Here is a 26,635-nt window from a genome sequence, read left to right on the forward strand (position 1 = left end):
TAATTACCTCCACATTCCTCATAGTGCCTTCTTCTTAATTGTTAGCAATGCCTAGTGAATTCCCTTTGAATGCTCGAGTTGTTTGTTCTTAATAATGTAGAACGTTTCTTTTGTGAAAGACTTCTATGCCATTCGTTTAATCTTGCAATTGCGATATGAATTGAAAATCCTGTTTTGTTAGGACTTTATTATCGGAGCACGTTTAAACCAAACAGTTCTAAAAACTAAGACTGTAAAAAGAATTATATGATGAATTTTTTTGAACTATTAATCACTTTTGTAAGCGCTTTTATAATATTTAAATGACAAAAAATATCGCGATTTTTTTAAAAAAACAAGTTTTTTTAAAAAAAGTTAAAACTTTTTTTGTATTAGCTATATATCAATATTTAGATTTTTCTATCAATTTTCAGACGTACTATCGTAAAGAGGATAGAGAGGGTTTTTATGGAAAAAGAAAACTTATTTTACAAGTTGGAAAATTCCTCGAGGCTGCCCCCTTTATGCCCGATTTTTGGTAAAGTGGTTTGAAAATGTAAGCGATAATATGTATAGTTTTAAACGTGCGCTTAGGCTCATTAGTACGGAAAGTGTTTTTCTTATATGGATTTATTGCTGCCTGTTGATTGAGGGGCAGGCTATCTGTATATCTAAAACAACTTTAAAAAATTTAATATAAGCAAAGTTGTTTCAGAAACTTTTCTAGCCATGAGTAGCAAAAAAATGGTAAAGAGAGGTGTGAAAACAAATGCCAGTAATTAAGGTGGAAGGTTTGTCGAAAGTATTCGGCAAAAACTTTAAAGAGGCTTTGAAACTGCTTGAAGAAGGCAAAACCAAAGATGAAGTTTTAAAACAGACAGGCAGTACGGTCGGCGTAAACCGTGCCTCCTTTGAAGTCGAGGCGGGAGAGATTTTTGTCATTATGGGTTTGTCTGGGAGTGGTAAGTCAACATTAGTTCGTTTGCTGAACCGATTAATTGATCCTACAGAAGGCCATGTGTACATAGACGGAGAGGATCTTGCGACAATGAATAAAAAGGATCTTCTGCATGTACGTCGTACTCGGATGAGTATGGTATTCCAGAAGTTCGGGCTTTTCCCCTTCCGTTCGATCCTAGAAAATGCTGAATATGGACTGGAGGTACAAGGGATAGCGAAAGAAGAACGCAGGGAGAAAGCACGAACTTCTCTTGAAATGGTCGGGCTGGGCAATTATGTTGACCAGTATCCATCCCAACTTTCCGGCGGTATGCAGCAACGTGTCGGTTTAGCAAGAGCATTAGCCAATGATCCTGAAGTGCTTCTGATGGATGAAGCGTTCTCGGCGCTTGATCCGCTAATCCGTAAAGAAATGCAAGATGAGCTGTTGGACTTACAAGAAAAGATGAAAAAGACCATCATCTTTATTACTCACGATCTGGATGAAGCGTTACGTATCGGTGACAAGATTGCTCTTATGAAAGGCGGCTCCATCGTACAGGTCGGTTCACCAGAGGAAATTTTAGTGAACCCAGTAAACGATTACGTCGAAAAATTCGTTGAAGACGTTGATCGCTCAAAAGTACTGACGGCTTTTAACATCATGAAACGTCCAGAAACGGTCAACATTGAAAAACATGGCCCCCGGGTGGCATTAGAACGGATGCAAAAAGAAGGAATCTCGAGCATTTACGTTACAGATAGCAAACGGATTCTAAAAGGCTACGTAACTGCAGATGATACATCACTTGCGCTTCGCAAGGATGTAACCGACTTAATGTCCATTATGAAAACAGATGCACCAACAGTGACGAAAGATACGTTAATGAATGCGGTATTTGAAATCAGCCACGATTCACCGGTGCCGATTCCTGTGGTTGAAGATGATAAATTGCTTGGGATTATCGTACGTGGTGCGGTCATTTCAGCACTTGCAGGACAGGGTGAGGTGAATTTGACACATGCTTAACTTCATGGAGAATTTCGGAAAATTTCCACTGAGCTCATGGGTGTCTGATTTTACAGATTGGATTTCCAACAGCTTTTCATTCCTCTTCGACCCAATCAAGAATGAGTTTGGGAATGGCTTGGCATCCTTCTCTGATATGCTGGCAGCAGTACCACCGATAATTGTCATTTTAATCGTAGCTGTGCTCGCATTTTTCCTCAGCGGAAAACGATTCGGACTGCCAGTCTTCTCAATCGCCGGCTTGTTACTAGTATGGAATCAGGGATTATGGGAACAACTGATGTTATCGTTCTCGTTGGTGCTTGTTGCCAGTTTGCTTTCAGTCATCATCGGTGTGCCAATCGGCATCCTGATGTCCAAAAGCAAAATTGCTGAGAACCTCATCACACCCGTTCTTGATTTCATGCAGACGATGCCTGCATTCGTTTATCTCATCCCGGCTGTTGCATTTTTCAGTATCGGGATGGTACCAGGAATTTTTGCTTCTTTAATTTTCGCGACGCCGCCGACTGTCCGCTTTACTAATTTGGGTATCCGTCAAGTATCAGAAGAATTAGTGGAGGCAGCCGAAGCATTCGGCAGCACGGGCATACAGAAATTGTTCAAGATTGAACTGCCGATGGCCAAAACGACAATTATGGCTGGCATCAATCAGACAGTCATGCTTGCCTTATCCATGGTTGTCATCGCATCAATGATTGGTGCGCCTGGACTTGGACGCGAAGTACTCTCAGCTCTGCAGCGTGCCGACGTTGGAACTGGCTTTGTCGCTGGTCTTGGTATTGTCATCCTTGCAATCATTATCGATCGTTTCACTCAAAGTTTCTCAACGAAAAAAACGTAATCAACTTAGATGAATGGAATCTTTTGAATAAGAAAGTACCATACTAGAAAAGGAGATTGATCTTTACATGAAAAAAGTACAATGGAAAAAATTAGGTGCAGCTTCTATTTTAACACCAATTATATTACTTACAGCTTGCGGTAACGAAGACAGTGCAGAAGGTACGGACGATGAAACGAATGGTGATTCAGGCGAAGTGAATTATGGTGAAGAGATGGACTACAAAATCACAGGCATTGAGCCCGGTGCAGGCGTAGTTGCAGGTTCAGAACAAGCCGTTGAAGACTACGACAGCCTTGAAGGATGGGAAGTGGTAACTTCTTCAAGCGGTGCGATGGCAACAGCTTTAGGCCAAGCAATTGATAATGAAGAGCCAATCATTGTAACTGGCTGGAGCCCACATTGGAAGTTCCAGGAATACGATCTTAAATATCTTGAAGATCCTGAAGGCGTCTTCGGTGAAGCTGAAACAATCAACACAATGGTACGCCAAGGATTGGAAGAAGAGGCCCCTGAAGCTTATACAATCCTGGACCAATTCCAATGGGAGCCGGAAGACATCGAAAGTGTCATGCTTGAAGTTTCTAACGGAACGGACGTAGAAGAAGCTTCGGCCACGTGGATCGACGAAAATAGCGACAAAGTGGCTGAGTGGACAGAGGGTACCGAAACTGTCGACAACACTGAAATCGAACTTGCATACGTAGAGTGGGATACAGAAATCGCATCTACGAATGTAGTTGGCCAAGTACTTGAAGCCCAAGGCTATGACGTAACATTGACTCCGCTTGACAATGCAGTAATGTGGTCGGCAGTGGCTGAAGGTCAAGCTGATGGCATGGTAGCTGCTTGGTTGCCGAACACTCACGCATCTCAATTTGAATCATATGGTGACGATGTAGTAGACCTTGGTGAAAACTTGGAAGGTGCTAAAGTCGGACTCGTTGTCCCTTCTTATATGGAAGTCGATTCTATTGATGATTTAACGTCGAAACAATAATAAAATATATCTAATAATGGGTAAAGAAAAATTTCTCTGAATTAGATCAAAAATTTTTAAGAGACAGACAAGGCAGTCTAAGACTGCCTTGTCTGTCTCTTTATTGTAGGGCACGATATATTTAACAAACAGAATGTTGTGCATGAGACACCGAACCTCCAATCTGTGTCAGTGGGTTGGAAGTTCAATAAAGTGGGGTGGATTTAGTCATCTGATTATTTATCATGTCTATCCAAACGATAAGCGAAGAGTGTGATGTTTGAACCAATAGTAATGAGTGCAATTAACAATTCACAAAAAGCCGAGCATGATGTCCCTTCCTCTACGCTAATAGCACAGAAATGAACTAAGTAATCGCTATTATATTGATCTATTTGGTGTATTTTAGGATTCTTCCAAAAATGTACTTTATATGTATAGTCTTATGTTCAAAATGAGCTAATCATTCTTAGTTCAGTCGAAAAGATACTGGGTTTCTTTCCTGCAAATTAAATAGGCTCGACAAAAATCCATTCAAACTATTTAGTGCCCTTTGTCCATAACTATTCTCGATCAATACAGTGTCCCATAAGATGGTTTCATCCATCGCGCTGCCATCTTCGGAAGAAAGGTATATTTCCAGCGAGTCAGCACCTTGCAAAGGTACCTGAAAATCCGAGTTTAAACCTTCGCCTTCTGGTACAAGGTAATTAATTTCGTAAAGTACATTCTCTTCTGAAACAAACGTAATTGTCACATGATTATCAGAATTTAGAGAGAAGGCATTGTCAGTGATAGCAATATAACCTGTCAGTTCTTTGTAGATGCCATCCAGGCCAGTGATCTTGATACTTTCGGCATCTGGTACTGTATATTTATTGACTTGGGGGGTGTAGGTCTCCTGGTTTACGACAAAAGCAGCAAGTTCTTCATCCGGAGATAAGTTGGAATTTGCATGGGTACTATCGTTCAGAGCAACTGTAGATCCAGGCGAATCAATATAAACGTTGATACCAGCTATGGCAATCACCGTCACGGTAGCAAACAGAATGGCAGCAATAGCGATCTTTGCCATACCGGTGACGGTATCCCGCTTTGATGTAATCACTCTTTGTGATAAATAACCCACAATCGAACCCAATGTGTTAATCGTAATATCATTGACGTTAAAAGTGCCTAGGCCAGTTACCATCTGCAGTGTTTCGATAAGCAGGATGGATAAAAGGAAGCCTAGTGAGAACTTGATGAAATTACAGCGATATAGAAGGGGGATAACTATGCCGAAAGGAATAAATCCGATAAAATTTCCCATATCATGAAGCCAAACAGAGAAGGGTCGGCCAGAAGGAAAATTTAAAGGAATCGTATCGAATTCCATATCAATACGCATAGGCTCGATGCTAGATAGTCTGCCTACTCCAAAATACAAGAAATACAAAACGATGAGCGTATAAACCAATAATAGTGAAAGCGTAACTTTTCTCAGTTGTCCTTGATACACTGTCATGCTCCTTAGAAATAAGATGGATTTTAAAAGATAAGCTATTATAGCATAAAAGAATTTAAAGACTGTAATGATTTTGAGGCAATTTCTCTTAAGGTGTTTAACTTATAATTGCGGCACAAAAATTAACGAAAAATAGTCTGCTTTATAGAAAGCCGGAATAGAAAATCAGTTTGCATGTCGTCCCTAATCGGTAGCTGCTTGAATTAAATTAACAACGCCAATACCACTTTTGGCAAAGGTACTAGAGTTTCACATTTACATGCGAAAAAATGGAATACAAAGAAGAAAGTGATAACAGTAAAATCTATATTCTACTTACATCTATTTGGTATCTACTCTAGTCGGACATAAATTAAAGAGAAAAACACTTTTACAAATTGTTTGACCAAAATAATATTTTTCTAGTTATAAATGAAAACTATCCGTAAAAGTAAATAAAGATACATAAACGTGCGTAAGATAATTCAATAAATTTACGAAGGTTTAATTTGGTCTATTTTAAGTGACGTCTAACCGTTCATAAAAGTTGAATTTTTACGAACGGTACTAATTTATGTTTTTAATCAAGTTCTTTTGAATTGCGTAAAGAATATAATTGTACTAGATAGTATTTTGTTACTATATGAACTTGTAATAACCGTATGTATAAATTCGCGTATTCAATAGTTTATAAGTAATAGACTGGACCCTCACAAAGAATCGTGAGAGTTACTATAATTAATACAGTAAGTAAAACAACGTTTTAAGGGGAGAAATGATGGATAGAAAAAATAGGTCTAACGTTCATATTATAATTGTTAGTATTGCTGGTCTTTGTCTAGGTTTATTGGGTTATTTAGGTTTTATCAAATTTATAAAAAATTTCCCAATGAATTAAAAGATGAAGTAAAACACCTTTTATTAATAAATAATGACACAGATTTTGATTCACTGGAAAGAATGAATCCATATAGTGTAGTCGACTACTATGTGCAAAGAGAGATTTAAAATATATTGAAGAAGGTTGAGGATGAATATCGAACTATTAAAGACGTTTGACGAAGAAGGACAATTTTTGGGAATTGCTCCAAGAGAAGAAGTACATTCTAAAGGACTATGGTACGAAACTTTTCATTGTTGGTTTATAAGCAAAAGTAATGATAGGTCCTTTATTCACTTTCAAATTAGAAGTAAAAATAAAAAGGACTACCCTAATAAACTAGATATATCTTCTGCCGGTCATCTACTTTCAAATGAACGAATTGAAGATGGGATAAGAGAAGTACATGAAGAGTTAGGGGTAAACGTATTGTTAGACGACTTAATTTACGTCGGTAAAATACCTGATAAAATAATAGAACAGAATATCATAGATAAAGAATATGGGCATGTTTATCTTTATTTTCTACCTGATAACGCTAGGACTGATTACAAGTTTGAGGACGGAGAAGTTTCCGGGATAGTGAGAATAGAGTTAGAGCTGTTTGAGCGTTTGTGGTTTAATAATTTAAAAAATGTAAGAGCGTATAGCCTCACAGTGGATGATGACAATAAAATGCAAGAAAAAAATACTTTAGTAGTAAAAAGTGATTTCTTACCTCATGCGGACTCTTATATCCACACAGTCTTGCAAAGGATTAAAAATATATAGTATATATTCTTGAGATTTAAAGAGTTTTAAATGGTTGATGGAATATTTTAAAATAATAAAAGTGAGAAAACGTGATAGTCTACAATTGCCACTGTAGCATTTCTAAGTGTTCAAGGCTTATATTGACTTCACAGTTAGTTCATCTACTCAATGCACTACCTTATTGATTTTTGAATTAAATTGGAAGTATTTAGTCACAATAACCGAGGAATTAGAGCCTACGAGAATTTGGGGTTCAATAAAGAAGGTGTTTTAGGAGAAACATTATACTAAGGTGGAAGTGTCTCTGATGAAATCATAATGTCTTTAATTTAAGCGGATTACATAGAATCGAAATTTTAGAAAATAATTGAAATGTCATCTATGTATAATCACATCGCAGAAAATTTTACCTTAAGGTAGTTTCTATAACCAAGGATTCATGGTTTACTGTAGAGTCAATTGAAGATAATACATGGGCATCAGTAGGTATGGACATTGGGAAAAAGTACATTCATTCCTGTTGGTTGGCAAGAAAAAAGCAGTTTTAATCGATACAGGGCTTGGGATTGATAATATCAAAAGAATTACAGACCAACTAACTATCTTGCCTATTGATGTAATTACGACCCATGTACATGTTGATCATATCGGAAATCATAAAAAGTTTTATGTACATGAAATGTTATTCAAAGCTATTCGGGAAATTATTGAAAGCGCTTATCATTAAGTTAACCTAAGAAGGAGGGAAATCGATGAAAAACAAGTTTACAATATCCTCTTTGCTTTATGCTATGTATTTTACTTTGGGTTCCAAATGTAATTTTTCAAGTACCTAACCCATTGTGGATCTTAACTTTTGTCATTGCTCCTTTTGGAATAGTCTTCGCACTTTTAGCTAAAAATTTTTGGTTAGTTGTTGGTAATTTTGTAATGTTTTTTAGCTTCTTTATTCTTATGGCTCTTGGGTACTATATAAACTCAAGACTTTAAAATGAATAGAAATATAGCATTTAATTAGACAGGGGGCTACGTCCCTTTCCTTTTGTTTTGCATGGAATATTACTACGTAAGAAATTAACTACAGGAAGCTATGGAAAGAAAATTGAGATAAGGGACTGACTAAAGTACGTCTGTTTTTCTTGACTGTGTTTAGTTTACATATTCATGAATTATCGGAAGAGCAGAAGCTTACGGAGCTTCTGCTCTTGTTTGTATTTGAACAATTACATATTTACGAACGGCTCCATGTATGTCGTGATTTTAACTACTACATGATAAGATTAATGAAAGTATTTTGTTTTAATAAATCTTAGGTGAAGGAGGAACAATAGAATGGTCAATCAAAATGAAGGCGAAAAATTAAACGGTGGTAATGTTTCTGAGGTTTATCGCATGGGTGATACGGTTCGTCGTGAATTGAAATTAGGAAGTTCTAAAATTCATGAGCTTTTAATTCATTTAGATAAAAAGGGGTTCCAACAAGCGCCAAAGTTTTTGGGAATCGATGAAAATGGAAAAGAAATTTTAACATTTTTCAAAGGCGAAGCTGGTAATTACCCGTTAAAAGCATATATGTGGTCAGATGAAGTGTTAAAAGAAATAGCTAAAATGCTTCGTCTCTATCATGATTCGGTAACAGATTTTTCATTTGATGAGAGCTGGCAGTTTTTAGATAATACGCCTCCTCCCTACGAAGTAATATGTCATAATGATTTTGCTATCTACAACATCATATTCAATGAAAAACAACCAGTAGGTATTATAGACTTCGACAATGCTAGCCCTGGGCCAAGACTTTGGGATATCGCTTACACTCTTTATACTTGTGTGCCCTTATCCAGATATAATCTTTTAGAATCAAGTGAAAGAACGGTCTCCTATAATCACTCGAAGGATGCTGAACGCACAAAGCGGCGTATAAAACTGTTTTTTGAATCATACGGAGAAAAAGTAGAAGAAAATTTTTTAGAAATGGTAATACTAAGACTAGAAGGATTAACTAAGACAATAGTAAGAAAAGCGAGAGAGGGAGATCTTGCCTTTCAAAAAATGATAAAAGAAGGACATGTTGAACATTATCAAAAAGAAATTAGATTCATTCGTAAACATGGTCGTGAATGGCTGTAGAAGAAATTTCTGTAGCTTTTTAACTATTTTACATATCAAGGGATTATCGAAAGGGTAGCTTCAATCTTAACAAATACAGACTTTAAGTTTTAATTAGATAATTTAAAAAAATGGTATAATACTCTTAACAAACAGAATGCTATGCATGAAACACCGAACCCCCGATCTATGTCAGTAGATTGGGGGTTTTATATGGTGTATTGATGTAGTCATCTAGTCGTTTATCACGACTGTCCAACCTATTTTATTAATAGAAATATAACGTATTTAATTTAGGCTTCTACTACTGTATCTTTTTGTATGCGTATTAATTGTGAAAAGTTTTCTTCGGACTGTTCTATCTCGTGGTTTAAGTGTTCTACCAAATCTTTGGCAACTTCAACAAATAGAGTATTTTCAGCATTTATTAAATTGAACACAATTAACTTCTCATGAGAAATTATATATTCATATATACTATCGAATAGTTCCTTTACCTCGTCTACACTATTATTGCTTAAATCTACTGTAGCTGAATCCAAATCTTCCACTTTAAGATTAACCACTTTTTCAGCCTTTTCATTTTCCAATTCTTCAATTCTAACTTTCATTTCAACTTTGTCTAACTCTGTATTAAACTCCATATATATTTCTCCTTTTCCCGAACATTTCTTTGCTTCCTTCTAAATGAATTAATGCTTTCTCTTTCCAAATCAACTCGTTACCTTCATCGATACCAATTAATTGGTTTGTATAGAGATTTCCCATATAGTAAATATTCTTTGTATTTACACTGTAGTCACAGTATATCGTCTGGCTGGGCAGAGTATTTATGGCTACATTGGAGTTGTGAGTCGAAATTATAACTATCTTTCCTTTATCTCTTTGTTCCTTAATTTTGGGTACAATATAGTCGGTTATATATTTTTGGCCCAACCCACGCTCAATTTCATCAAATAAATAACAATCGTAGCTATCATTTTCCAATAACCCACTAATCGTAATAATAGCCCTTTCACCTTCAGAAGGGTTGTAATCACTATTTCCATCTATTTTGATAACACTTTTATTCTTAATCATATCTTCCACAAATTCTGAAGAACTGATTTTTTCCTCCACTTCAAAGTAGTCGTTTATCCTCCTGAAGTCTTTAAAGCTAAACACTTTTATTTTCTTTATTAATTTTCTATTCCTAACAATTTTATTCCTATCAAATATTTTCTTTTTATTATAATTTTCATCTGCCCCTAATACTTCAATACTAGTTGTCATGCTGACTTTACCTTTATTTGGTATTGATCCTAGTCTGTGAGTTTTAGAATTCTTCACACCTTCTAAATCTTGGGCCAAAATTTGATTGGCATTCAATCTAGCTAAACGTTGTGAAACCAGCTTAGCGAACCCTATATTGTTTGGCTTTGATTCTTTACCTGTCTTTTTCTGTACAGAGTCTTTTAGAATCGTTAAAAAAATTTCAGTATTTTCTGCGCTAAAAATTGTCTTATAATTATTAATTGAAGTACTAACAAGATCTGAATTTAATAAGTTGAGTTGATCAGTAAGTCTAACACCATCTTTTTCGTCTGCACTCCTTATTTTGGTATTGATATCTTTTACATCTTTTACTTTACGTAGATCTGTCTCTAAATCTCCAATAATATCCTTAAAATTCTTAGTTTCATTATTACTAAATTGTGAATCTGTTTTTTTAATAATTTTTGCATTCTTATTGGCACTCTTATTATTGTGATATGCTTTTAATTTCTCTATGAAATTAAAAGGTTTTTGCTCTTGATAATCTATTATAGATTTGAAGTTTCCTTCTATTCTTTTTAATATGGTTTCATCGGCGACGACCGATTTTTCAAAATTATTTATCAGACTGTTGTACTGTTGGTTATAATCTTTGCCTTCATGTAGAAATACGTTGAATCCTTCTTCCTTTAAGTAGCTATAGATTTGGGATTTTAAAAGAATAGTTTTCCCAGAACCTTTTTCACCAAAAATTATATTTATATCTTTATAAATTTCAACAGATTTACTTAGTAATTCTTCTTCAACTTTTACAGGTATCATGTATTTTTTCGTCTCTTTCAGATACCGATTAACAAATAAACTTGGGTTGCTAGCTAGTTCATAAAACTTTTCAAATGAACTTATTCTAAATTTAATTTCCGGTAGTTCGTATTGAGAATATCTGTCCCAATCTGTCACGTCACTTCCTATCAGTGAAAGTTCGTTGTGTGCATTTATAACTCCCATGGTTTGCATTTTTCCGGGCTCTAGAATCACTAAAAATTCTTTCAGATCTTTACGCAACTTTTCTTTAGCATCCATATTCAATGAACGTTCTTTATCTTTATCTAAAAAGTGCGGAAAAATAATGATATCTTCCGACTCGAAGTTTTTAATTAGTGATATGAAATCTTTATAGTCGAGAAAGAAAGTATTATAATTTCTTTTCACATCATTGTCGAAAGTATTATAGAATTCTCTGCTTCTCTTTGGATTACACATAACAATTATGTGATAATGCTCGTCTTCATACTTTATGTCTAACTCAATGCCTGGAAATATTAATAGCTCAGGTGCTTCTTGAGTTATATTTTCATATTGTTCTATATCAAAATGATTATGATTCGTTATAGCGCAAATTCCGACGTCATTCTCTTTCATTTCTCGAATAAATCTTGTAGCATCGACGATCCTTTTTGAACTATCCCCTTGTTTACATTTTTTAGTATGTAAATGTAAGTCTATTTTCATTACTCTCCCTGCCTCTCTACAAATCCATATTGTAAAAAATTATAGAAAATACTGAATAATACAATTTTAATATATCATATTTCATTAGTTATATACTTACATTAACTCAATGAAAATAGAAAGTTTTATAAAAGTAATTGCCAATTTAGAAAGATTAATAAGCTTCTAAAAAACGACCGTTTATTGAACTGTTTTGGACAAACAATTTCTCAGTAATATCCCTATGGTTTACGAGTCCCAAAATACGTACAGTTATCCTTGTCTGAAATGTATAAAACTGATTGAGTTTTTGTACTGAAATGAGGTGGCCATATCGAAGTTAAAGATATATTATCTGTTATAATCGATAGAAAATCATAGTGAAAGAGGGATACGATGCCACAGGCGAATAGACGCATGAAAGATATTGAAGTACCAGGCACACGGCAGTTTGCGAACCGGGTAGATGAGTTTCCGGATGCGGTGGATCTGACACTCGGCCAGCCGGACTTTGAAACACCCCAACCGATAAAGAGTGCAGCTATTGAAGCCATCAATACGCAGTCCATGAAGTACTCCCATAATACAGGACTCTTTGAGCTCCGGGAAACCATCAGCCAGTACTATAGGGAGAAATATAATGCGGAGTATGATCCGAACGGAGAGGTGCTGGTAACAGTGGGTGGCAGTGAGGGCATCGACGCCATCCTGCGTGCCATCCTGGATCCGGGGGACGAAGTACTCATGCCAGCACCGACCTATCTTGGGTATGAACCGATTGTCGAGCTTTCGGGTGGTGTAACGAAGTTTGTAGATATGACAGAAACGGACTTTATCGCCACACCGGAACTGATTGAATCCAACATTACCAACCGGACAAAGGCGATCATCCTCAATTATCCGACCAACCCGACAGGGGTAACGTATACGAAGGCACAGATGGATGCACTTGTCGAAGTGTTCAGGCAACATGACATATTCATCATCACTGATGAAATCTATGCAGAGAATACATTGCAAGGGGAACATATCAGTCTGTCGAGTTACACTGACATCAAAGAGAAGGTGCTCGTCGTCAACGGCCTCAGCAAGTCGCATGCCATGACCGGCTGGCGCATCGGCTACGTTGTGGGTGATAAGGCCATTATGGAAGACATCACTGCGGTCCATCTCTACAACACCATCTGTGCAGCCATCCCGAGCCAGTATGCCGCCATCGAGGCACTGAAGCATCAGAGAAATGTGCCAAGTGAGATGAATGAAGCCTACGTCGAGCGACGCGACTACATCTACGGACGGCTGATCGATATGGGACTCGAAGTATCTAAACCGACCGGTGCATTCTACATTTTTCCGTCCATCAGAAAATATGAAACAGACTCCTTCAAGTTCGCGACCGACCTGCTGGAGAGCGTCCAGCTCGCGGTCGTCCCGGGACGGTCATTTTCGGAATATGGGGAAGGACACATCCGGCTATCATTCGCTTGCAGTATGGAAGAGTTGATAGAAGCGGCGGATCGGCTTGAGAAGTATATCAATATGCTTGAAGAAAAATAGAAAGATGCCCTTCAGAATTATTCTGAAGGGCATCTTTATGTGATCAGTGTCTTTTCTCCTTCAATCTCAGCGTCAGAATGAGTCCGATGGTGCCAAGCGCCGCCATGACCACCAAGGCATAGCTAGTACCAGCATAATTACTTTCTGCATAAGGCGCATCCATGACTGCGACGGTGATGCTGATGATGGATGTTAGTATGATGATGCCGAAGGCCATGGCAAACTGGCGCACAGTATTCACAATGGCCGAACCATGGGGGATATCGTCCTTCCCGAGTTCCGACATGCTGAGGGTGACGAGTGGCATGAGTGTCAGTCCGAATCCGGTCATGAACAGACAGAAATGAATCATGATCCAATAAGGTGAATCATTGATGCCGACCGTATTGAGTAGGATGAGTGAAGCGGTTGTACAAGTGAATCCGATGGTGGCGATCCGTTTGCCGCCGTATTTGTCATAGAGGTTACCTGAAATGAAAGTGATGACGGATAGAATGATGGTGCCTGGCACGAGCAGGAATCCGGATAGAAATGCACTGGTGCCAAGCGCATTTTGTGCAAACATCGGCAGAATCGTTTCGGTAGACAGCAGGAGCATCATATTGATGAATATCAAAATGATGGCCAGACTGAATGTCCTGTTCCTGAAGAGATCAAGATTCATTATGGGCACCGGTATTTTGAACTGCCGGCTGATGAAGAACAGGATGCCGACGAGACCAACAACCATTGGAAGTATAGTGAAGACATTCAGGAACCCATAGGTGCTGATATTGCTGAGGCCGAGTATGAACAGCGCGAACCCTGTGGCTGAAAGGATTACTGAACGGACATCGAGAGTGGATGGGTTCTGCTCGAGTACATTCTTCATGAAGAAGAGTGCGAGTACGAATGTGATCAGGATGAATGGCAGGATCACCCAATGTAGCGCCCGCCAGTCGAGATAGTCGATGATGATACCTGAAATGGATGGTGCGGAAGCGGGTGCAATATTCGTTACAGCACCAAGCAGTCCCATCGCAAATCCCCGGCGATGATAGGGGAAGACAATCAGTAGGATTGTCTGGATCAACGGCAAGATGATGCCTGCACCCACTGCCTGGATCATGCGCGACAGCAACAGGATCCCGAAGTTCGGTGACCAGCCGCCGATTGCGGTACCGATCAATAGACAGGTGAGTGAGAAGATGATGAGTGTCCGGGCGGAATAGGTCGTAGAAAGGTACCCTGACATCGGAATGAAGATCAACGCAACGAGGATAAAGGCATTGGTCAGCCACTGCACCTGTGTTGCATTAATATCAAATTCCGCCATGATTGTTGGAAATGCTGTGATCAAAAGGAATTGGTTGAAGGTCAAAAGAAAAGCTGCGGCGATGATCACCACAACAACACCCTTATTCTCCAGTTTTTCTTTTGCCATACCAATCCCCTCCGCTCCGGTTCATTTGTATTCATTGTTGCATAAAGGCGGGGACCGGTCAAAGTGGCTATCAAACGAAGAATATGTAAAAAGAAGCTCTGGACCGGGATTTTGGTCCAGAGCTTCTTCATATTAATTCAGCTTTTTGTATTCGGTGACGATACGATCGACAGCTTCTTCGACGAACTTCGGATGGGTCGCAAGATTCAGACGCACATAGCCCTGATAGGCATCGCCGAACCAGTCTCCGTAGTCGACAGCGAGCTTGCATTTTTCCTGAATGAAATCCTTCACATCTTCAGGGGGGAGGAAACCACGTAGATCGACCATCGGTAAGTAGGTGCCTTCGAACGTGCATACTTTCGCTTCCGGGATATGTTCCGCGAGTTGCGTCTTCAAGTATTCGAAGTTCGATAGGATAACGGATTTCAGAGCATCAAGCCATTCTTCTCCGGTCTCATAGGCAGCTTGCGTTGCAATGTGGCCGAGGATGTTCTTCTCGCTCTTGATATGCTGCCCCGCATAGTTGTCGAACTGTCCCCGCAGCTTGGCGTTCTGGATGACGATGTTGGCATGGAGCAGCCCCGGCAAGTTGAATGATTTGGAAGCAGCATTAACGAGCAGGATGCGGTCTGTGTACTTGCCACCGGCCACAAGAGGTGCTGGCGTATGCGTGTGGTCACCGTAGGTGAAGTCCTGATGGATTTCGTCGGCAATAACGAGGACGTCATGCTTCTCACAGATGGCAAGCATGCGCTCAAGCTCTGTTTTTGTCCATACACGCCCTGCTGGATTATGTGGTGAACATAGAATGAAGAGCTTTACGTCATTTTCTTTGATGCGCTGCTCGAACAGGTCAAAATCGAGCTCGAAGTGGCCATTATTATCCGTCATATCGGCAGTTACAAGCTTGCGGTCAAGATCCTTGATGACGTTGAAGAATGGGTAGTAGACCGGTGGTGTGATGATTACCGCGTCTCCTTCTTCCGTATAACAGTTCATGAACCAGTAGAGTGCGGATACGACGCCTGTAGCTGGGCGGCACCATTCCTTCTCCACCTTGTAGCCGAAGCGTGATTCCATCCAGTTGGAGTAGGCGTCATAGTAGGCATCCGGAATGAACGAATAGCCGTAAGCCCCATGCTGGACGCGTTCTGTCAGTGCCTCTATGACACCGTCCGGTGCCTTGAATTCCATATCCGCTACCCATATGGGCAGCAGATCCGCATCTCCGAAACGTTCCTCGAGCAGATCCCATTTCGTCGAGTTCGTGTTCTTGCGTTCTACATAATAACGGTCTACAAACGTTTGTATATCCATATGTATCTCCCTTCCTATCCTATCTTTCATTTTTAATCATACATCCACTATAGAATAAAGCATCTCTTGAAACAACGTATGATGGCAAAGAAGTCATTCAACCAGGGAGATATTCTTTTGTATTACTGCTCTGATGTTTTCCTGTTCGGCAGTCTGCTCATGATGAACACGCTGATGACCATCAGTGCAATGGCACCGACTACGATGAGTGGACTATCGGTGAGTGTACCGACAAAAAGTGCGATGACTGTGATTATGCCGTTCAATAGTGCCATCGGCAGTTGGGTTTTAACATGGTCGATATGGTCACTCCCTGCACCTGTGGACGAAAGAATTGTCGAATCGGAAATCGGTGAGCAGTGGTCGCCGAATATGCCCGCTGAAATGACCGCACCAATACAGATATAAATGGAGATATCGAGCTGGGCGGCAATCGGAATGGCAATCGGCAGCATGATTGCGAACGTGCCCCATGATGTCCCACTGGCAAATGCCATGACGGAACCGACAATGAAAATCAGCATCGGAATGATGACGAGTGGAATGTTACCGTCGATGATCTGCACGATGTAGTTGGCAGTGCCCATCTCTTCAAGTACCATACCGATCGCCCATGCAAGCACTATGATGACGATGACATTGATCATGCGTTGCATGCCTGTAGTATAGATTTCAAACGATGCCTTGAATGTGTGTACTTTAAAAGCGATCATGAGGATGATCAGGGTGATGCTTGCGAACAGGTAGGCGGTACTCAGTGCCACCCTGAATGTTGAACCGGAAACTGCTTCGAACGGGAATCCTTCTGGGATCAGCAGCCCGAATAGCGTAACGAACAGCACAACGAGCGGTAGCCAGATCAGCATTGGACGACTACTGTTCTCAGTCTGCAAGTCTGGTGCAGCAGGTTGCCTCAGTGGTGCCGCATTCGGCCAGTACCTCTCACCGTCCGTTGTTCTTTTCTCAGCAGTGCGCATCGGTCCGAAGTCCTTTTTGAGTAGGCCAACTGCGGGAACTATCAGTACCGCAAGAATCGGGTAGATGAAGTAGGGCCAGGCATTCATATAGGCACTGAAATCCGATTCAGTGAGTCCCAGTCTTCCGAACTCTTCATTGATCAGTCCCATGATGTAGATCCCCCAGCCGATGAACGGAATCAGTACTGCTACAGGTGTTGCTGTAGAGTCCAAAATCCAGGCCAGTTTTTCTCGTGAAATCTTCAATTTGTCATATGTAGATTCAAATATCGGGCCGACGATGAGCGGTGTACCAATATCGGAGAAGAATATGATGATGCCACCAAACCAAGTGGCCAGTGTTGCCTTAGTGCGTGTCGTAATATACTTCGATACACTTTTCGCAAACGCCACGGCACCGCCCGATTTCTCCATCAGAGATACAAATCCACCGATGAAGATGAGCAGTGCAATGACAGCCGCGTTATAGCTATCCGTCAGCTGGACGAATACATAGTCTCCGATGAATGTCGTAATCGAGTCTATCGGATTCAGACCATTGATGATGAATACACCTGTCAGGGCGCCAAGGAACAAAGATATAATGACATCCTTAGTGGCGAATGCAAGCAGTATTGCGATGATGACCGGCAGCAGTGACAGCAAGCCGTAAGCTTCAAATTCCAAAAAAACACCTCATTTATAATTATTAAATAATATGTATATATATTAAATAAATATACGGAGATATGCAATATAAATTTTTCCTTCAATAATTTTATAGATTTAAAATACCGTTATAGGATGAGCCGAGTTGATATATATCGAAAGAAGTAGCTGAAACTATAATGCTCCTCTAAGAAATAGATGGCGATTGATATTTAATTATTGATAATTTTCAGAATTAATAATATCATTATTATATGAACCAATGGTTCTTTTAAAGAACCAAAAGGAGAGATAATATGAAAGTGACGACAGATATCGGTGGCACATTCACTGATTTACTTTACTTGAATGATGATGGTGATTTTGTTTTTGATAAGGCCCATACCACGCCACCAAATTTTGAAGAAGGCGTCATGAATGTTATGGCGAAATCGGGTCTCGACTATGAATCGATTGAAATGTTCATCCACGGCTCCACAGTGGTGATCAATACTTTGACAGAAAGAAAAGGAGCAAAGGTAGGTTTGATTACCACAAAGGGCACCAGGGATGTTCTTGAGATCGCAAGGGGCAACAGACCAGATCTATATAATTTCAAATACAAAAAACCGGAACCATTTGTTGAAAGGTATTTGAGGTTGGAAGTAGAGGAAAGAATGAACTATAAAGGAGAAGTGTTGCAGACGCTCAATGAACAGAATGTCATTGATGCCATCGAATATTTCAGAGGTGAGGGTGTAGGGGCCATCGCCATCTGCCTCCTCCACGCCTATAAGAATCCTGAGCACGAAGTTGAAATCACAAGACTGATCAAAGAGATGTGGCCGGAACTGCCTGTTACTGCTTCGCATGAAATGATCAAGGAATGGAGAGAATACGAGCGAACCAATACAACCGTGCTGAACGCATATGTAAAGCCGGTAATGGAGAGCTACATCGATAGCCTTGATGACAGGCTCAACAGAAAGACTTCCAATAGTAATCGTTATATCATGCAGTCGAATGGTGGCATCACTTCTTTTTCTGATTCCAAAAAGTATCCACTTAATATGGTTGAATCCGGTCCAGTTGCAGGAGTTTATGGTGCTGCGATTCTTGGTGAAATCATAGGAGAATCCAACATCATATCTTTCGATATTGGTGGGACAACTGCGAAATGTTCATTGATAAGTGAGGGCAACGTGAAAGTCTCTACAGACTACTACATCGAGAAAAACGATAAGTATGCGGGATACCCGATCAAGGTGCCGGTAGTGGATATAGTGGAAATCGGTAATGGTGGGGGCTCCATCGCCTGGATTGATGAACTGGGTTCATTGAAAGTCGGTCCACAATCTGCGGGATCCACCCCTGGACCGGTTTCTTACGGGCTGGGGGGAGAAAAAGCTACCACAACAGACGCGAATCTATATATCGGCAGATTGTCTGGCAAGAATTTTGATAGTGAAGTGGATTTATCACAAGTCAAAGAAGCAATAGATCAGCAGGTGGCGAAACCTTTCGGAACTTCCGCAGAAGATGGCGCCTTGGGCATTATTGATATTGCGAATTCGAATATGCTCAATGCATTAAAACTGATTTCAGTTCGGAAAGGCTACAATCCCCAGGACTTTACCATGATAGCATTTGGGGGAGGCGGCCCCATGCATGCTGCCGAGCTGGCCAGGAATTTAAAAATCAGGAAAGTCGTCATTCCGCATGCTGCCTCAGTCTTTTCTGCCTGGGGGATGCTTATGTCCGATGCAAGAAAAGACAACATACAGACCTATCTGAAAAAATTCAGTGCTCTCGACTTTGAAGATATCAATAAGCAATGGACCGATATGGAGAAGGCTTCTTTAGAGGACTTTTCCAAAAATAATCTGGATAGATTCCCTATCAAGTTCGAAAGGTCTGTCGACTTAAGGTATGAAGGCCAAGAACATACGGTGAAGATGCCTATTGGAAATGATGTGTGGAATCAAGATTTCATAGAAGCGGCCAAGACCAAGTTCCATGAGATGCATGAATTCACCTACTCTTTCAGACTTGAGAGCACCGAAGTAGAAATCGTGAATATGCATCTGACCACCATTGGTGAAATTGAAAAGCCGGTTCTCAAGGAATTGGAAGGCAATGGTCTGGAACTTGAAGAGACCATAAAGGAAACGAGAGAAATCTACTATAAGGAACATGGTTGGGTAGAAACAAAAATCTATGATAGAAATCTGCTCCGCAAAGGACACTTGGTCGAGGGACCAGCCGTCATAGAAGAGAAGACATCGTCCACATTGGTTCTTGAGAATCAGCAAGCTGAGATCGATGTATATGGCAATATTATTCTAACAGTAGAGGTGAGATGATATGTCTGGAACAAATCCATATGTCAAGGAAATAATCAAGGATTCATTGATGTCCATTGGTGAAGAAATGTTTGTAGCCCTAGCCCGTACGTCAATGAGTCCCATCATTTATGAAGTTTTGGACTATGCCTGTGGACTGACTGACGCCAAAGGGAATCTGATAAGCCAGGGCAACGGTGTGACATCATTTATCGGTATGCTGAGTCCAATGGTAAAATCCGTCCTGGATAAGTTCGGTGAGGACCTGGAAGCAGGCGATATCATTATTATCAATGATCCATACATCGGAGGAGGGTCACATCTTTCTGATGTCGGACTCGTAATGCCTATATTCCATGAAAATAAGCTGGTCGCTTTCTCAGCCAACAAAGGGCATTGGACAGATGTTGGGGGCAAGAATCCAGGTTCATTGACAAGTGATTCCAATGAGATCTATCAAGAGGGATTACAGCTATCTGGTGTAAAGCTGTTCGACGCAGGTGTTTTGAATAAAAGCGTCGAAACAATCATCACAGACAACATCAGGCTGCCTCAATTTTCAATCGGAGATATGTGGGCGCAAGTGGCGGCTCTAAGAACTGGAGAGAAAAGGTTCAAGGAATTATGTGACCTTAATTCAAAAGAAACGATAGAACAAGTGATTACCGAATTGATTTCAAGTTCAGAAGAATACTCTCAACAAGTCATCGATTCCTTGCCAAAAGGTGTGTTTGAAGCTGAAGACTATATAGAAGGAGATCCCGAGAAAGGTGGACCTTATAAAATAAAAGTCAAAGTGACGATTACAGAGGATGCGTTCATCTGTGATTTCAGAGGGTCCCATCCTCAAGTGTCCCATCCAGTGAACTGTTCCTATTTCGGGCTCTTGGCCAGTGTGAGGGTGATGTACCTGGCAATTGTTCAGCCACAGTTCAATATTACTGAAGGATTGTTCAGACCACTGAAAATCATAACGGATGAAAAATCCATATTATCTGCTGAACGACCGGCACCTGTATCCATGAATTTTGAGGCCAGATTAGGTGGGGCAGAGTTGATCTGGAAAGCTTTAGCGCCTGAGATACCTGAAAAATTACCCGCGGGTCATTCTCTATCAGTGTGTTCCGTTACAGTAGCCGGTACCCATCCGGATAGTGGGGAAGATTTTCTGATAGTCGAGCCGTCTGTCGGTGGCTGGGGCGCAGCAAACGAAGCGGATGGACAAAGTGGACAATTCTGTATGGGTAATGGGGAAACGTATAATGTCCCAATAGAAGTTGCTGAGGCAAAGTATGGTGTTCTTGTCGGCAATTATGGCTTCAGGAAAGACAGCAGTGGTGCAGGAGAATATATAGGCGGACGCGGTGTTGTGAGATCTTATGAGATCCTGAGTGATAACCAGTATCTGTCTGCAACCTACGGAAGACATCAGTTTAAACCGTGGGGCATGAAAGGGGGAGAAAAAGGTGCTTCCAGCTATATTGAAGTGCATAAGGCCAATGGAAATATCGTAGGTCCTTTAGGTGTGACTACAAGACTCCCTCTGGACAAAGGGGATGTGGTCGAACTTGTAACCCCGTCTGGTGGTGGATATGGCAACCCTTCCGATAGAGAATATGGTAAGGTTGAGAAGGATATTAAAAACGGCTTTTATACTGAAGAGGAAGCCATGGATCAATTCGGATATAAACAGAGGTAATGCTATGACATTAAAATCTTTAGGTTTTGCAATTGAAGTACTTTCAATGTTTACGAAAGAGAATCCTTCATGGGGATTGAGGGACCTGTCAAAAGAGATGGGGGTAAACCATACCATCATCTATAGGGTATTAAGAACCTTTGAAGACAAACAGGTTTTGACCCAAAATCCAGATTCAAAAAAATATGAGCTTGGTCCTGGACTTGCTCCCTTGCTTGCAGCCTATAGAAGCAAGGATAAAATGTCAGACTTGATACTGCCGATAATGGAAGCTTTAAGTGAAAGAACTGGGGAATCAGTTTTCCTGACGTGGAAAGAAGGGTATGAGGGAGTCACTGTTGAAATAGCGGAAAGCTCGAGCAATATCCGGTTTGCCGTTTCAAAAGGGACACGGACCCCTCTTTACTTGGGAGCCTCAGCCAAATCGATCATGGCATTTCTATCAGAAGAGCAGCAAAATGAAATCATAGCCCAAGGGTTGAAGAAGATGACTGAAAAATCCACCACTGAAAAAGAAGATTTGCTCAAAGATCTTAGGATAATAGAATCTCGCAGATGGGCGTATACAGAAGGAGAATATTCCGATGATGTATTCGGAATCAGTACTCCGTTATTCAATTCTGAAGGAAAGATCCTGGCCTCGCTGACAATTGCTGGACCAGTCTATAGAATAAACGAAGATAATAGACAAACGATTCTTCACATGCTGATGGAATCAACAGAGAAAATAACAGAAATAATAAGTATTTTTGACAAGGATAATTACCTTTAATCATTCCATACATTAGGCACAAACTACATTAACGGTAGTTTGTGTCTTTTAATTTTGATTGATGAGAATACTTTGATTTTTCAGTAAACTATTGCAATGGATAATACGTACCTGTATAATCAAACATATTAAGAACAAATGGTTCTCTCAAAGAACCAATAACGCACTATATATTCTGAATAATTAGTATATGTTGTGCTGAATACCATATTGAGGAGGACTTCAAATGTTGCATGAACTTGTCCTGAAAATATTCAAAGAATTAGACAGACCTGACGCAAACGGTGAGCAAATTGAAAATCTATTCAATTCTTACGGACATAAGGAGATTACAGTAACTGAAATCAGGGAGGATGATGGGGGCACCGATTTTCTGAAAATCAAAATACCAGGCACTAGCGGAAAGACTGTCGGAGGAGACGCACCGACTCTAGGTATTATCGGAAGGCTTGGGGGAATAGGTGCGAGACCAGAGCAGACAGGGTTCGTTTCAGATGGAGACGGTGCATTAGCTGCATTAACTTCTGCACTGAAAATTGTCGATATGAAAAATAACGGAGAGAGCCTTGAAGGCGATGTTATTATTGCAACCCATATCGATCCTAATGCACCTACCATACCGCATGATCCTGTGCCATTCATGGGCTCCTCAGTGGATATGACCGTAATGAACGAGCACGAGATTGATGATGAAATGGATGCGATTATAACCATCGATGCTACGAAAGGCAACCGGGTCACTAACTTCAGAGGAATATGCATTTCACCAACTGTCAAGGAAGGATACATTCTCAGAGTAAGTGAAACATTGATCGACATTTTGCAGAACGTTACCGGAAAGCCGGCCTCTGTACTGCCAATCACCATGCAGGATATCACCCCGTATGGTAATGATGTATATCACATAAATAGCATTCTACAACCATGTACTGCTACTGATAAGCCTGTGGTTGGTCTTGCTATCACTTCAGGAGTGGCAGTGCCAGGGAGTGGCAGCGGCGCCTCACAGTTGAATGATGTGGAAGAAGCGGCAAGGTTCTCTGTTGAAGTAGCTAAACAGTTTGGTAAGCAAAAGGCTTTCTTCCATGATGAAGAAGAATATGCAAAATTACTCGGTTTATATGGTTCAATGGCCCACCTTCAGACATTAGGGAAAAAATAAAAACCCATCCTTTACCGATGAGACTGCAAAGGGGAGAGTAAAATGAGCATTAACGAATTGCGACCGGAAATGGTGGAAGCCTTGGTTGTTGGAGGCAGTATTCTGGGAGGTGGCGGTGGTGGTGCCATCGAAGAAGGCTTGAAAATGGGAAAGTTGGCATTTGAGATCGGAAAGCCCAGCTTGCTTGCTCTAGATGAGCTGGAAGATGACGATATGATTGTTACCGTGTCCGCAGTAGGAGCACCTGCCGCGAAGAATCAGTTTGTGCAACCGCTTGATTATGTTGAAACCGTTGAACTGATTGAAAAGGTGACTGGCAAAAAGCCAAAAGCATTGATCACAAATGAAAATGGTGGCATTGCAACAGTTAACGGTTTCTTTCAATCGGCTGTAACAGGTATTCCTGTTCTCGACGTGTCGTGTAATGGACGAGCACATCCTACTGGAGTCATGGGATCAATGCAACTGAACATGGTAGAAGGTTATGAATCTTTTCAAACAGCCGTAGGTGGAAGACCGCATACTGACTTCCGGTTGAGCCAGACAATACGAGGCAGTCTGGATACTGCTTCAAAGTTGGTCAGGCAGGCTTCAATTTCAGCAGGTGGGTTTGTTGCGGTAGCAAGAAATCCTGTAACAAAAGATTATCTGACCTCCAACGGAGCAGTCAATGCGCTATCGCAGGCTTACGATGTAGGTGTCGCCCACCAGTCTGGTAATAGCGGTATTGAAAAGATAGATAGGGTAGTGGAAGTTCTGAAAGGAAAGATAGTGTGCAGGGGCAAGGTCGAGTCATTAGTGTTTGATACAGTGGACGGCTTTGATCTGGGCAAGGTCGTAATCAATTCAGGAAAAGAATCATTCGAGCTCACGATATGGAATGAATATATCACTTGTGAAAATGATTCCGGCGAAAGATTTGCCACTTTCCCTGACCTCCTGATGACGTTTGAGAGTAAAAGTGGAGATCCGGTTACGAGTGCACAATTGCGGACCGAACAGGAAATTACAGTCGTATATACTTCCAGAGATAATCTGATTCTCGGCAGTGGAATGAGGTTGGAATCGAACTACGAAGTTGTAGAACAAGTTGTGGATAAAGAAATACTCAAATATATCGGAGATGTCTTTGTAGAAGGTGATCAGAACCGATGACCAATTTGCTTGCAATTACAATCGGCAAATCGCCAAGAAAAGATATCCGTCCAGTAATGGAACGTTATCTAAGTGATGACGTTGCCGTGGAACAGGTTGGCGTACTGGATGATCTAACGGACTACGAGATGTCGGCAATTTCCAGCTGTAGTGACCAGGATGGAGTGCTTGTTTCCAGGGTGGATGATGAGCATTCCATTGAATTAAACGCAAAGGTCGTCGAAGATCACTTACAGAAAATTATCCAGAATGCTGAAAATAGAGGATATAAGCATATACTCCTGCTATGTACGGGCACTTTTCCTGATATCGTGCTAAAAACTTCGAACTTGTATCTGCCAGATCAGATCATCTCGCCTGTAATCAGTAATATTGCCAAGCATCGCAAGATGGGCCTACTTATACCACACGAGAATCAGAAGTCAATGATGGAAGATAAGTGGAGGCAATATGGTCTGGATCCATTAATAGCAAGTGCCTCCCCCTACTTGGATCTGGATGAAATAGTCGTGTCAGCCAAAAGTCTGGAACAAAGCAATGCTGACTTCATACTGATGGATTGCATGGGATACACGGAGGAAATGAAAAAGTCGGTTTCAGCCGAGGTGACCATACCGGTGATACTCTCAAATACGCTGATGGTGAAGATCCTATCCGAGTTTCTTTAAGGAGGTGTTACAGATTAATGATACAGCAATGAACAAACTATTGAGATTGATGCGCCGGAATGATGTGGAAGCCACTTTCATAGTTCCAGGGCCTAACATGCTCTACTTCACTGGTCTGAAAATCAAACAGAGCGAAAGAGTGACATTCATAGCGATCCTTAAAAACGGGGAAATTCATTCACTTGTACCAGAAGTGGAACAGGATAAGTTCAAAGCGGTGTTTGAAAACAATGTAATCAGCTATAAGGATGAAGAAGGCATTGAAGGTGCGCTACAACAATTGAAGGCAGTGCTGCCCCAAGAAGACTTTAGAGCAAGTGTGGAATACAGTAATTGCAGAGTGACGGAATATCGAGTGTTTCAATCGCTTGGCTGTGAATTGACGGATGCAGATCATCTGATCAACGCTCTCAGGTTAATAAAAGAGGAACAGGAAATTGCTACGCTGCAGAATGCTGCAAAAGTACTAGAGGATAGTTTCAAAGCAACGCTTCCATATATCAGGTCAGGCATTACCGAGGTCGAAGTGGCTGCACAACTGGAATACGAAATGAAAAAGAGAGGATCTGCCGGCACACCGTTCGAAACCATCGTTGCTTCTGGACCAAGAGGCGCAAGTCCGCATGGTAGAGCAGGTGGAAAGAAGATAGAGACGGGAGAACTGGTAGTCATCGATTTTGGCTGCATAATAGATGGTTATGTCGGAGACATATGCAGAACTGTGGCTGTAGGCAACATATCGGACGAAGCAAGAAAGTCTTATGAAATAGTAAAAGAAGCCCAGCAGCATGCCGTCAGCCTTGTGAGACCGGGTATGACGGCTGGTGAAATAGACGAAGCAGCAAGGAGCATCATTCGCTCCTATGGTTATGACGCGTATTTCAACCATCGTACTGGACATGGATTGGGAATAAATCCACATGAAGAACCCTACATTATGCAGAATAATGAAATGATCTTGGAACCTGGAATGGTATTCTCAGTTGAGCCTGGGATTTATCTTCCGAACAAATTCGGTATAAGGATAGAGGACACAATTGTAGTCACTAAAGATGGATATAAAAACTTGATGAACCTTGAAAAAGATCTGATTGAAGTCTGAAAGCTATATATCAGTAAAGAGGATGGATGTTTTGCCAGTAGGAATCATAGTAGTTTTTACGACTGAAGATGAGAAGATACTGCATCTACA

19 protein-coding genes and 1 pseudogene are annotated in these 26,635 nt (G+C 40.6%); 14 read left to right on the forward strand and 6 right to left on the reverse strand.

Going from position 1 to position 26,635, the window contains the following annotated elements:
• Positions 1-748: 748 nt before the first annotated feature.
• From ACFOJ8_RS01115 to ACFOJ8_RS01125, 3 genes are all read left to right on the forward strand, one after another.
• Positions 749-1,948 carry a quaternary amine ABC transporter ATP-binding protein gene (locus tag ACFOJ8_RS01115; protein ID WP_380651506.1) on the forward strand — a complete coding sequence of 400 codons (1,200 nt, stop codon included), beginning with the start codon at positions 749-751 and terminating at the stop codon, positions 1,946-1,948.
• Positions 1,941-2,792, forward strand: coding sequence for an ABC transporter permease (locus tag ACFOJ8_RS01120; RefSeq protein WP_380651509.1), 852 nt, complete (start codon positions 1,941-1,943; stop codon positions 2,790-2,792). Before ACFOJ8_RS01115 ends, ACFOJ8_RS01120 begins: the two co-directional genes overlap by 8 nt.
• A 67-nt stretch (positions 2,793-2,859) precedes the next feature.
• The gene (locus tag ACFOJ8_RS01125; protein ID WP_380651512.1) at positions 2,860-3,792 is read left to right on the forward strand and encodes a glycine betaine ABC transporter substrate-binding protein; all 933 of its coding nucleotides are present in this window, start codon (positions 2,860-2,862) and stop codon (positions 3,790-3,792) included.
• Between the two features lie 448 nt (positions 3,793-4,240).
• Here the strand turns inward: ACFOJ8_RS01125 and ACFOJ8_RS01130 are convergent, their stop codons facing one another.
• The gene (locus ACFOJ8_RS01130) at positions 4,241-5,272 is read right to left on the reverse strand and encodes a VanZ family protein (protein ID WP_380651515.1); all 1,032 of its coding nucleotides are present in this window, start codon (positions 5,270-5,272) and stop codon (positions 4,241-4,243) included.
• A gap of 1,015 nt (positions 5,273-6,287) precedes the next feature.
• Here ACFOJ8_RS01130 and ACFOJ8_RS01135 point away from each other — a divergent pair.
• From ACFOJ8_RS01135 to ACFOJ8_RS01145, 3 genes and pseudogenes are all read left to right on the forward strand, one after another.
• Entirely contained in the window at positions 6,288-6,908 is a 621-nt protein-coding gene (locus ACFOJ8_RS01135; protein WP_380651518.1) for an NUDIX hydrolase, read from the forward strand.
• A gap of 407 nt (positions 6,909-7,315) precedes the next feature.
• Positions 7,316-7,569, forward strand: a pseudogene (locus ACFOJ8_RS01140) (MBL fold metallo-hydrolase); the annotation flags it as partial.
• A gap of 653 nt (positions 7,570-8,222) precedes the next feature.
• Positions 8,223-9,017, forward strand: coding sequence for a phosphotransferase (locus ACFOJ8_RS01145; RefSeq protein ID WP_380651520.1), 795 nt, complete (start codon positions 8,223-8,225; stop codon positions 9,015-9,017).
• A 272-nt stretch (positions 9,018-9,289) separates the two neighbouring features.
• On the opposite strand, the gene ACFOJ8_RS01150 is transcribed toward ACFOJ8_RS01145, so the two are convergent.
• Positions 9,290-9,640, reverse strand: a complete 351-nt coding sequence (locus ACFOJ8_RS01150; protein ID WP_380651523.1) for a hypothetical protein — start codon at positions 9,638-9,640, stop codon at positions 9,290-9,292.
• Positions 9,630-11,762: a hypothetical protein gene (locus tag ACFOJ8_RS01155; RefSeq protein WP_380651525.1), complete on the reverse strand. Its 2,133-nt coding sequence runs from the start codon at positions 11,760-11,762 to the stop codon at positions 9,630-9,632. The genes ACFOJ8_RS01150 and ACFOJ8_RS01155 overlap by 11 nt, the downstream gene beginning before the upstream one ends.
• A gap of 375 nt (positions 11,763-12,137) precedes the next feature.
• Here ACFOJ8_RS01155 and ACFOJ8_RS01160 point away from each other — a divergent pair, with 375 nt between their 5' ends.
• Positions 12,138-13,298: an aminotransferase class I/II-fold pyridoxal phosphate-dependent enzyme gene (locus tag ACFOJ8_RS01160; RefSeq protein ID WP_380651528.1), complete on the forward strand. Its 1,161-nt coding sequence runs from the start codon at positions 12,138-12,140 to the stop codon at positions 13,296-13,298.
• Positions 13,299-13,341: 43 nt separating this feature from the next.
• Here the strand turns inward: ACFOJ8_RS01160 and ACFOJ8_RS01165 are convergent, their stop codons facing one another.
• From ACFOJ8_RS01165 to ACFOJ8_RS01175, 3 genes are all read right to left on the reverse strand, one after another.
• Entirely contained in the window at positions 13,342-14,721 is a 1,380-nt protein-coding gene (locus tag ACFOJ8_RS01165) for a DHA2 family efflux MFS transporter permease subunit (RefSeq protein ID WP_380651530.1), read from the reverse strand.
• 132 nt (positions 14,722-14,853) lie between these two features.
• Positions 14,854-16,041: a MalY/PatB family protein gene (locus ACFOJ8_RS01170; RefSeq protein WP_380651533.1), complete on the reverse strand. Its 1,188-nt coding sequence runs from the start codon at positions 16,039-16,041 to the stop codon at positions 14,854-14,856.
• Positions 16,042-16,163: 122 nt separating this feature from the next.
• Entirely contained in the window at positions 16,164-17,684 is a 1,521-nt protein-coding gene (locus ACFOJ8_RS01175) for a Na+/H+ antiporter NhaC family protein (RefSeq protein WP_380651536.1), read from the reverse strand.
• Between the two features lie 278 nt (positions 17,685-17,962).
• Between ACFOJ8_RS01175 and ACFOJ8_RS01180 the strand changes: the two genes are divergently transcribed.
• From ACFOJ8_RS01180 to ACFOJ8_RS01210, 7 genes are all read left to right on the forward strand, one after another.
• Positions 17,963-20,008: a hydantoinase/oxoprolinase family protein gene (locus ACFOJ8_RS01180; protein WP_380651538.1), complete on the forward strand. Its 2,046-nt coding sequence runs from the start codon at positions 17,963-17,965 to the stop codon at positions 20,006-20,008.
• Between the two features lies 1 nt (position 20,009).
• Entirely contained in the window at positions 20,010-21,686 is a 1,677-nt protein-coding gene (locus tag ACFOJ8_RS01185; protein ID WP_380651541.1) for a hydantoinase B/oxoprolinase family protein, read from the forward strand.
• Positions 21,687-21,690: 4 nt separating this feature from the next.
• Entirely contained in the window at positions 21,691-22,458 is a 768-nt protein-coding gene (locus tag ACFOJ8_RS01190) for an IclR family transcriptional regulator (RefSeq protein ID WP_380651544.1), read from the forward strand.
• A 226-nt stretch (positions 22,459-22,684) separates the two neighbouring features.
• Complete coding sequence (locus ACFOJ8_RS01195) at positions 22,685-23,620, forward strand: DUF1177 domain-containing protein (RefSeq protein WP_380651547.1); 936 nt, start codon at positions 22,685-22,687, stop codon at positions 23,618-23,620.
• Positions 23,621-23,662: 42 nt separating this feature from the next.
• Positions 23,663-24,775 carry a DUF917 domain-containing protein gene (locus ACFOJ8_RS01200; protein WP_380651550.1) on the forward strand — a complete coding sequence of 371 codons (1,113 nt, stop codon included), beginning with the start codon at positions 23,663-23,665 and terminating at the stop codon, positions 24,773-24,775.
• A complete protein-coding gene (locus ACFOJ8_RS01205) occupies positions 24,772-25,443 on the forward strand; it encodes an AroM family protein (protein WP_380651553.1) in 672 nt (223 codons plus the stop codon). The genes ACFOJ8_RS01200 and ACFOJ8_RS01205 overlap by 4 nt, the downstream gene beginning before the upstream one ends.
• A 28-nt stretch (positions 25,444-25,471) precedes the next feature.
• Positions 25,472-26,545, forward strand: a complete 1,074-nt coding sequence (locus tag ACFOJ8_RS01210) for a M24 family metallopeptidase (protein ID WP_380651556.1) — start codon at positions 25,472-25,474, stop codon at positions 26,543-26,545.
• Positions 26,546-26,635: the final 90 nt, after the last annotated feature.

The organism is Salinicoccus sesuvii (assembly GCF_042648145.1).
Taxonomy (GTDB): Bacteria; Bacillota; Bacilli; order Staphylococcales; family Salinicoccaceae; genus Salinicoccus; species Salinicoccus sesuvii.

Coding starts and splice junctions, on each gene's coding strand:
- ACFOJ8_RS01170 (WP_380651533.1), bottom strand. CDS start 16,041: ATGGATATACAAACGTTTGTAGACCGTTATTATGTAGAACGCAAGAAC.
- ACFOJ8_RS01115 (WP_380651506.1), top strand. CDS start 749: ATGCCAGTAATTAAGGTGGAAGGTTTGTCGAAAGTATTCGGCAAAAAC.
- ACFOJ8_RS01190 (WP_380651544.1), top strand. CDS start 21,691: ATGACATTAAAATCTTTAGGTTTTGCAATTGAAGTACTTTCAATGTTT.
- ACFOJ8_RS01205 (WP_380651553.1), top strand. CDS start 24,772: ATGACCAATTTGCTTGCAATTACAATCGGCAAATCGCCAAGAAAAGAT.
- ACFOJ8_RS01150 (WP_380651523.1), bottom strand. CDS start 9,640: ATGGAGTTTAATACAGAGTTAGACAAAGTTGAAATGAAAGTTAGAATT.
- ACFOJ8_RS01165 (WP_380651530.1), bottom strand. CDS start 14,721: ATGGCAAAAGAAAAACTGGAGAATAAGGGTGTTGTTGTGGTGATCATC.
- ACFOJ8_RS01160 (WP_380651528.1), top strand. CDS start 12,138: ATGCCACAGGCGAATAGACGCATGAAAGATATTGAAGTACCAGGCACA.
- ACFOJ8_RS01210 (WP_380651556.1), top strand. CDS start 25,472: ATGAACAAACTATTGAGATTGATGCGCCGGAATGATGTGGAAGCCACT.
- ACFOJ8_RS01200 (WP_380651550.1), top strand. CDS start 23,663: ATGAGCATTAACGAATTGCGACCGGAAATGGTGGAAGCCTTGGTTGTT.
- ACFOJ8_RS01195 (WP_380651547.1), top strand. CDS start 22,685: ATGTTGCATGAACTTGTCCTGAAAATATTCAAAGAATTAGACAGACCT.
- ACFOJ8_RS01180 (WP_380651538.1), top strand. CDS start 17,963: ATGAAAGTGACGACAGATATCGGTGGCACATTCACTGATTTACTTTAC.
- ACFOJ8_RS01145 (WP_380651520.1), top strand. CDS start 8,223: ATGGTCAATCAAAATGAAGGCGAAAAATTAAACGGTGGTAATGTTTCT.
- ACFOJ8_RS01125 (WP_380651512.1), top strand. CDS start 2,860: ATGAAAAAAGTACAATGGAAAAAATTAGGTGCAGCTTCTATTTTAACA.
- ACFOJ8_RS01185 (WP_380651541.1), top strand. CDS start 20,010: ATGTCTGGAACAAATCCATATGTCAAGGAAATAATCAAGGATTCATTG.
- ACFOJ8_RS01120 (WP_380651509.1), top strand. CDS start 1,941: ATGCTTAACTTCATGGAGAATTTCGGAAAATTTCCACTGAGCTCATGG.
- ACFOJ8_RS01135 (WP_380651518.1), top strand. CDS start 6,288: ATGAATATCGAACTATTAAAGACGTTTGACGAAGAAGGACAATTTTTG.
- ACFOJ8_RS01155 (WP_380651525.1), bottom strand. CDS start 11,762: ATGAAAATAGACTTACATTTACATACTAAAAAATGTAAACAAGGGGAT.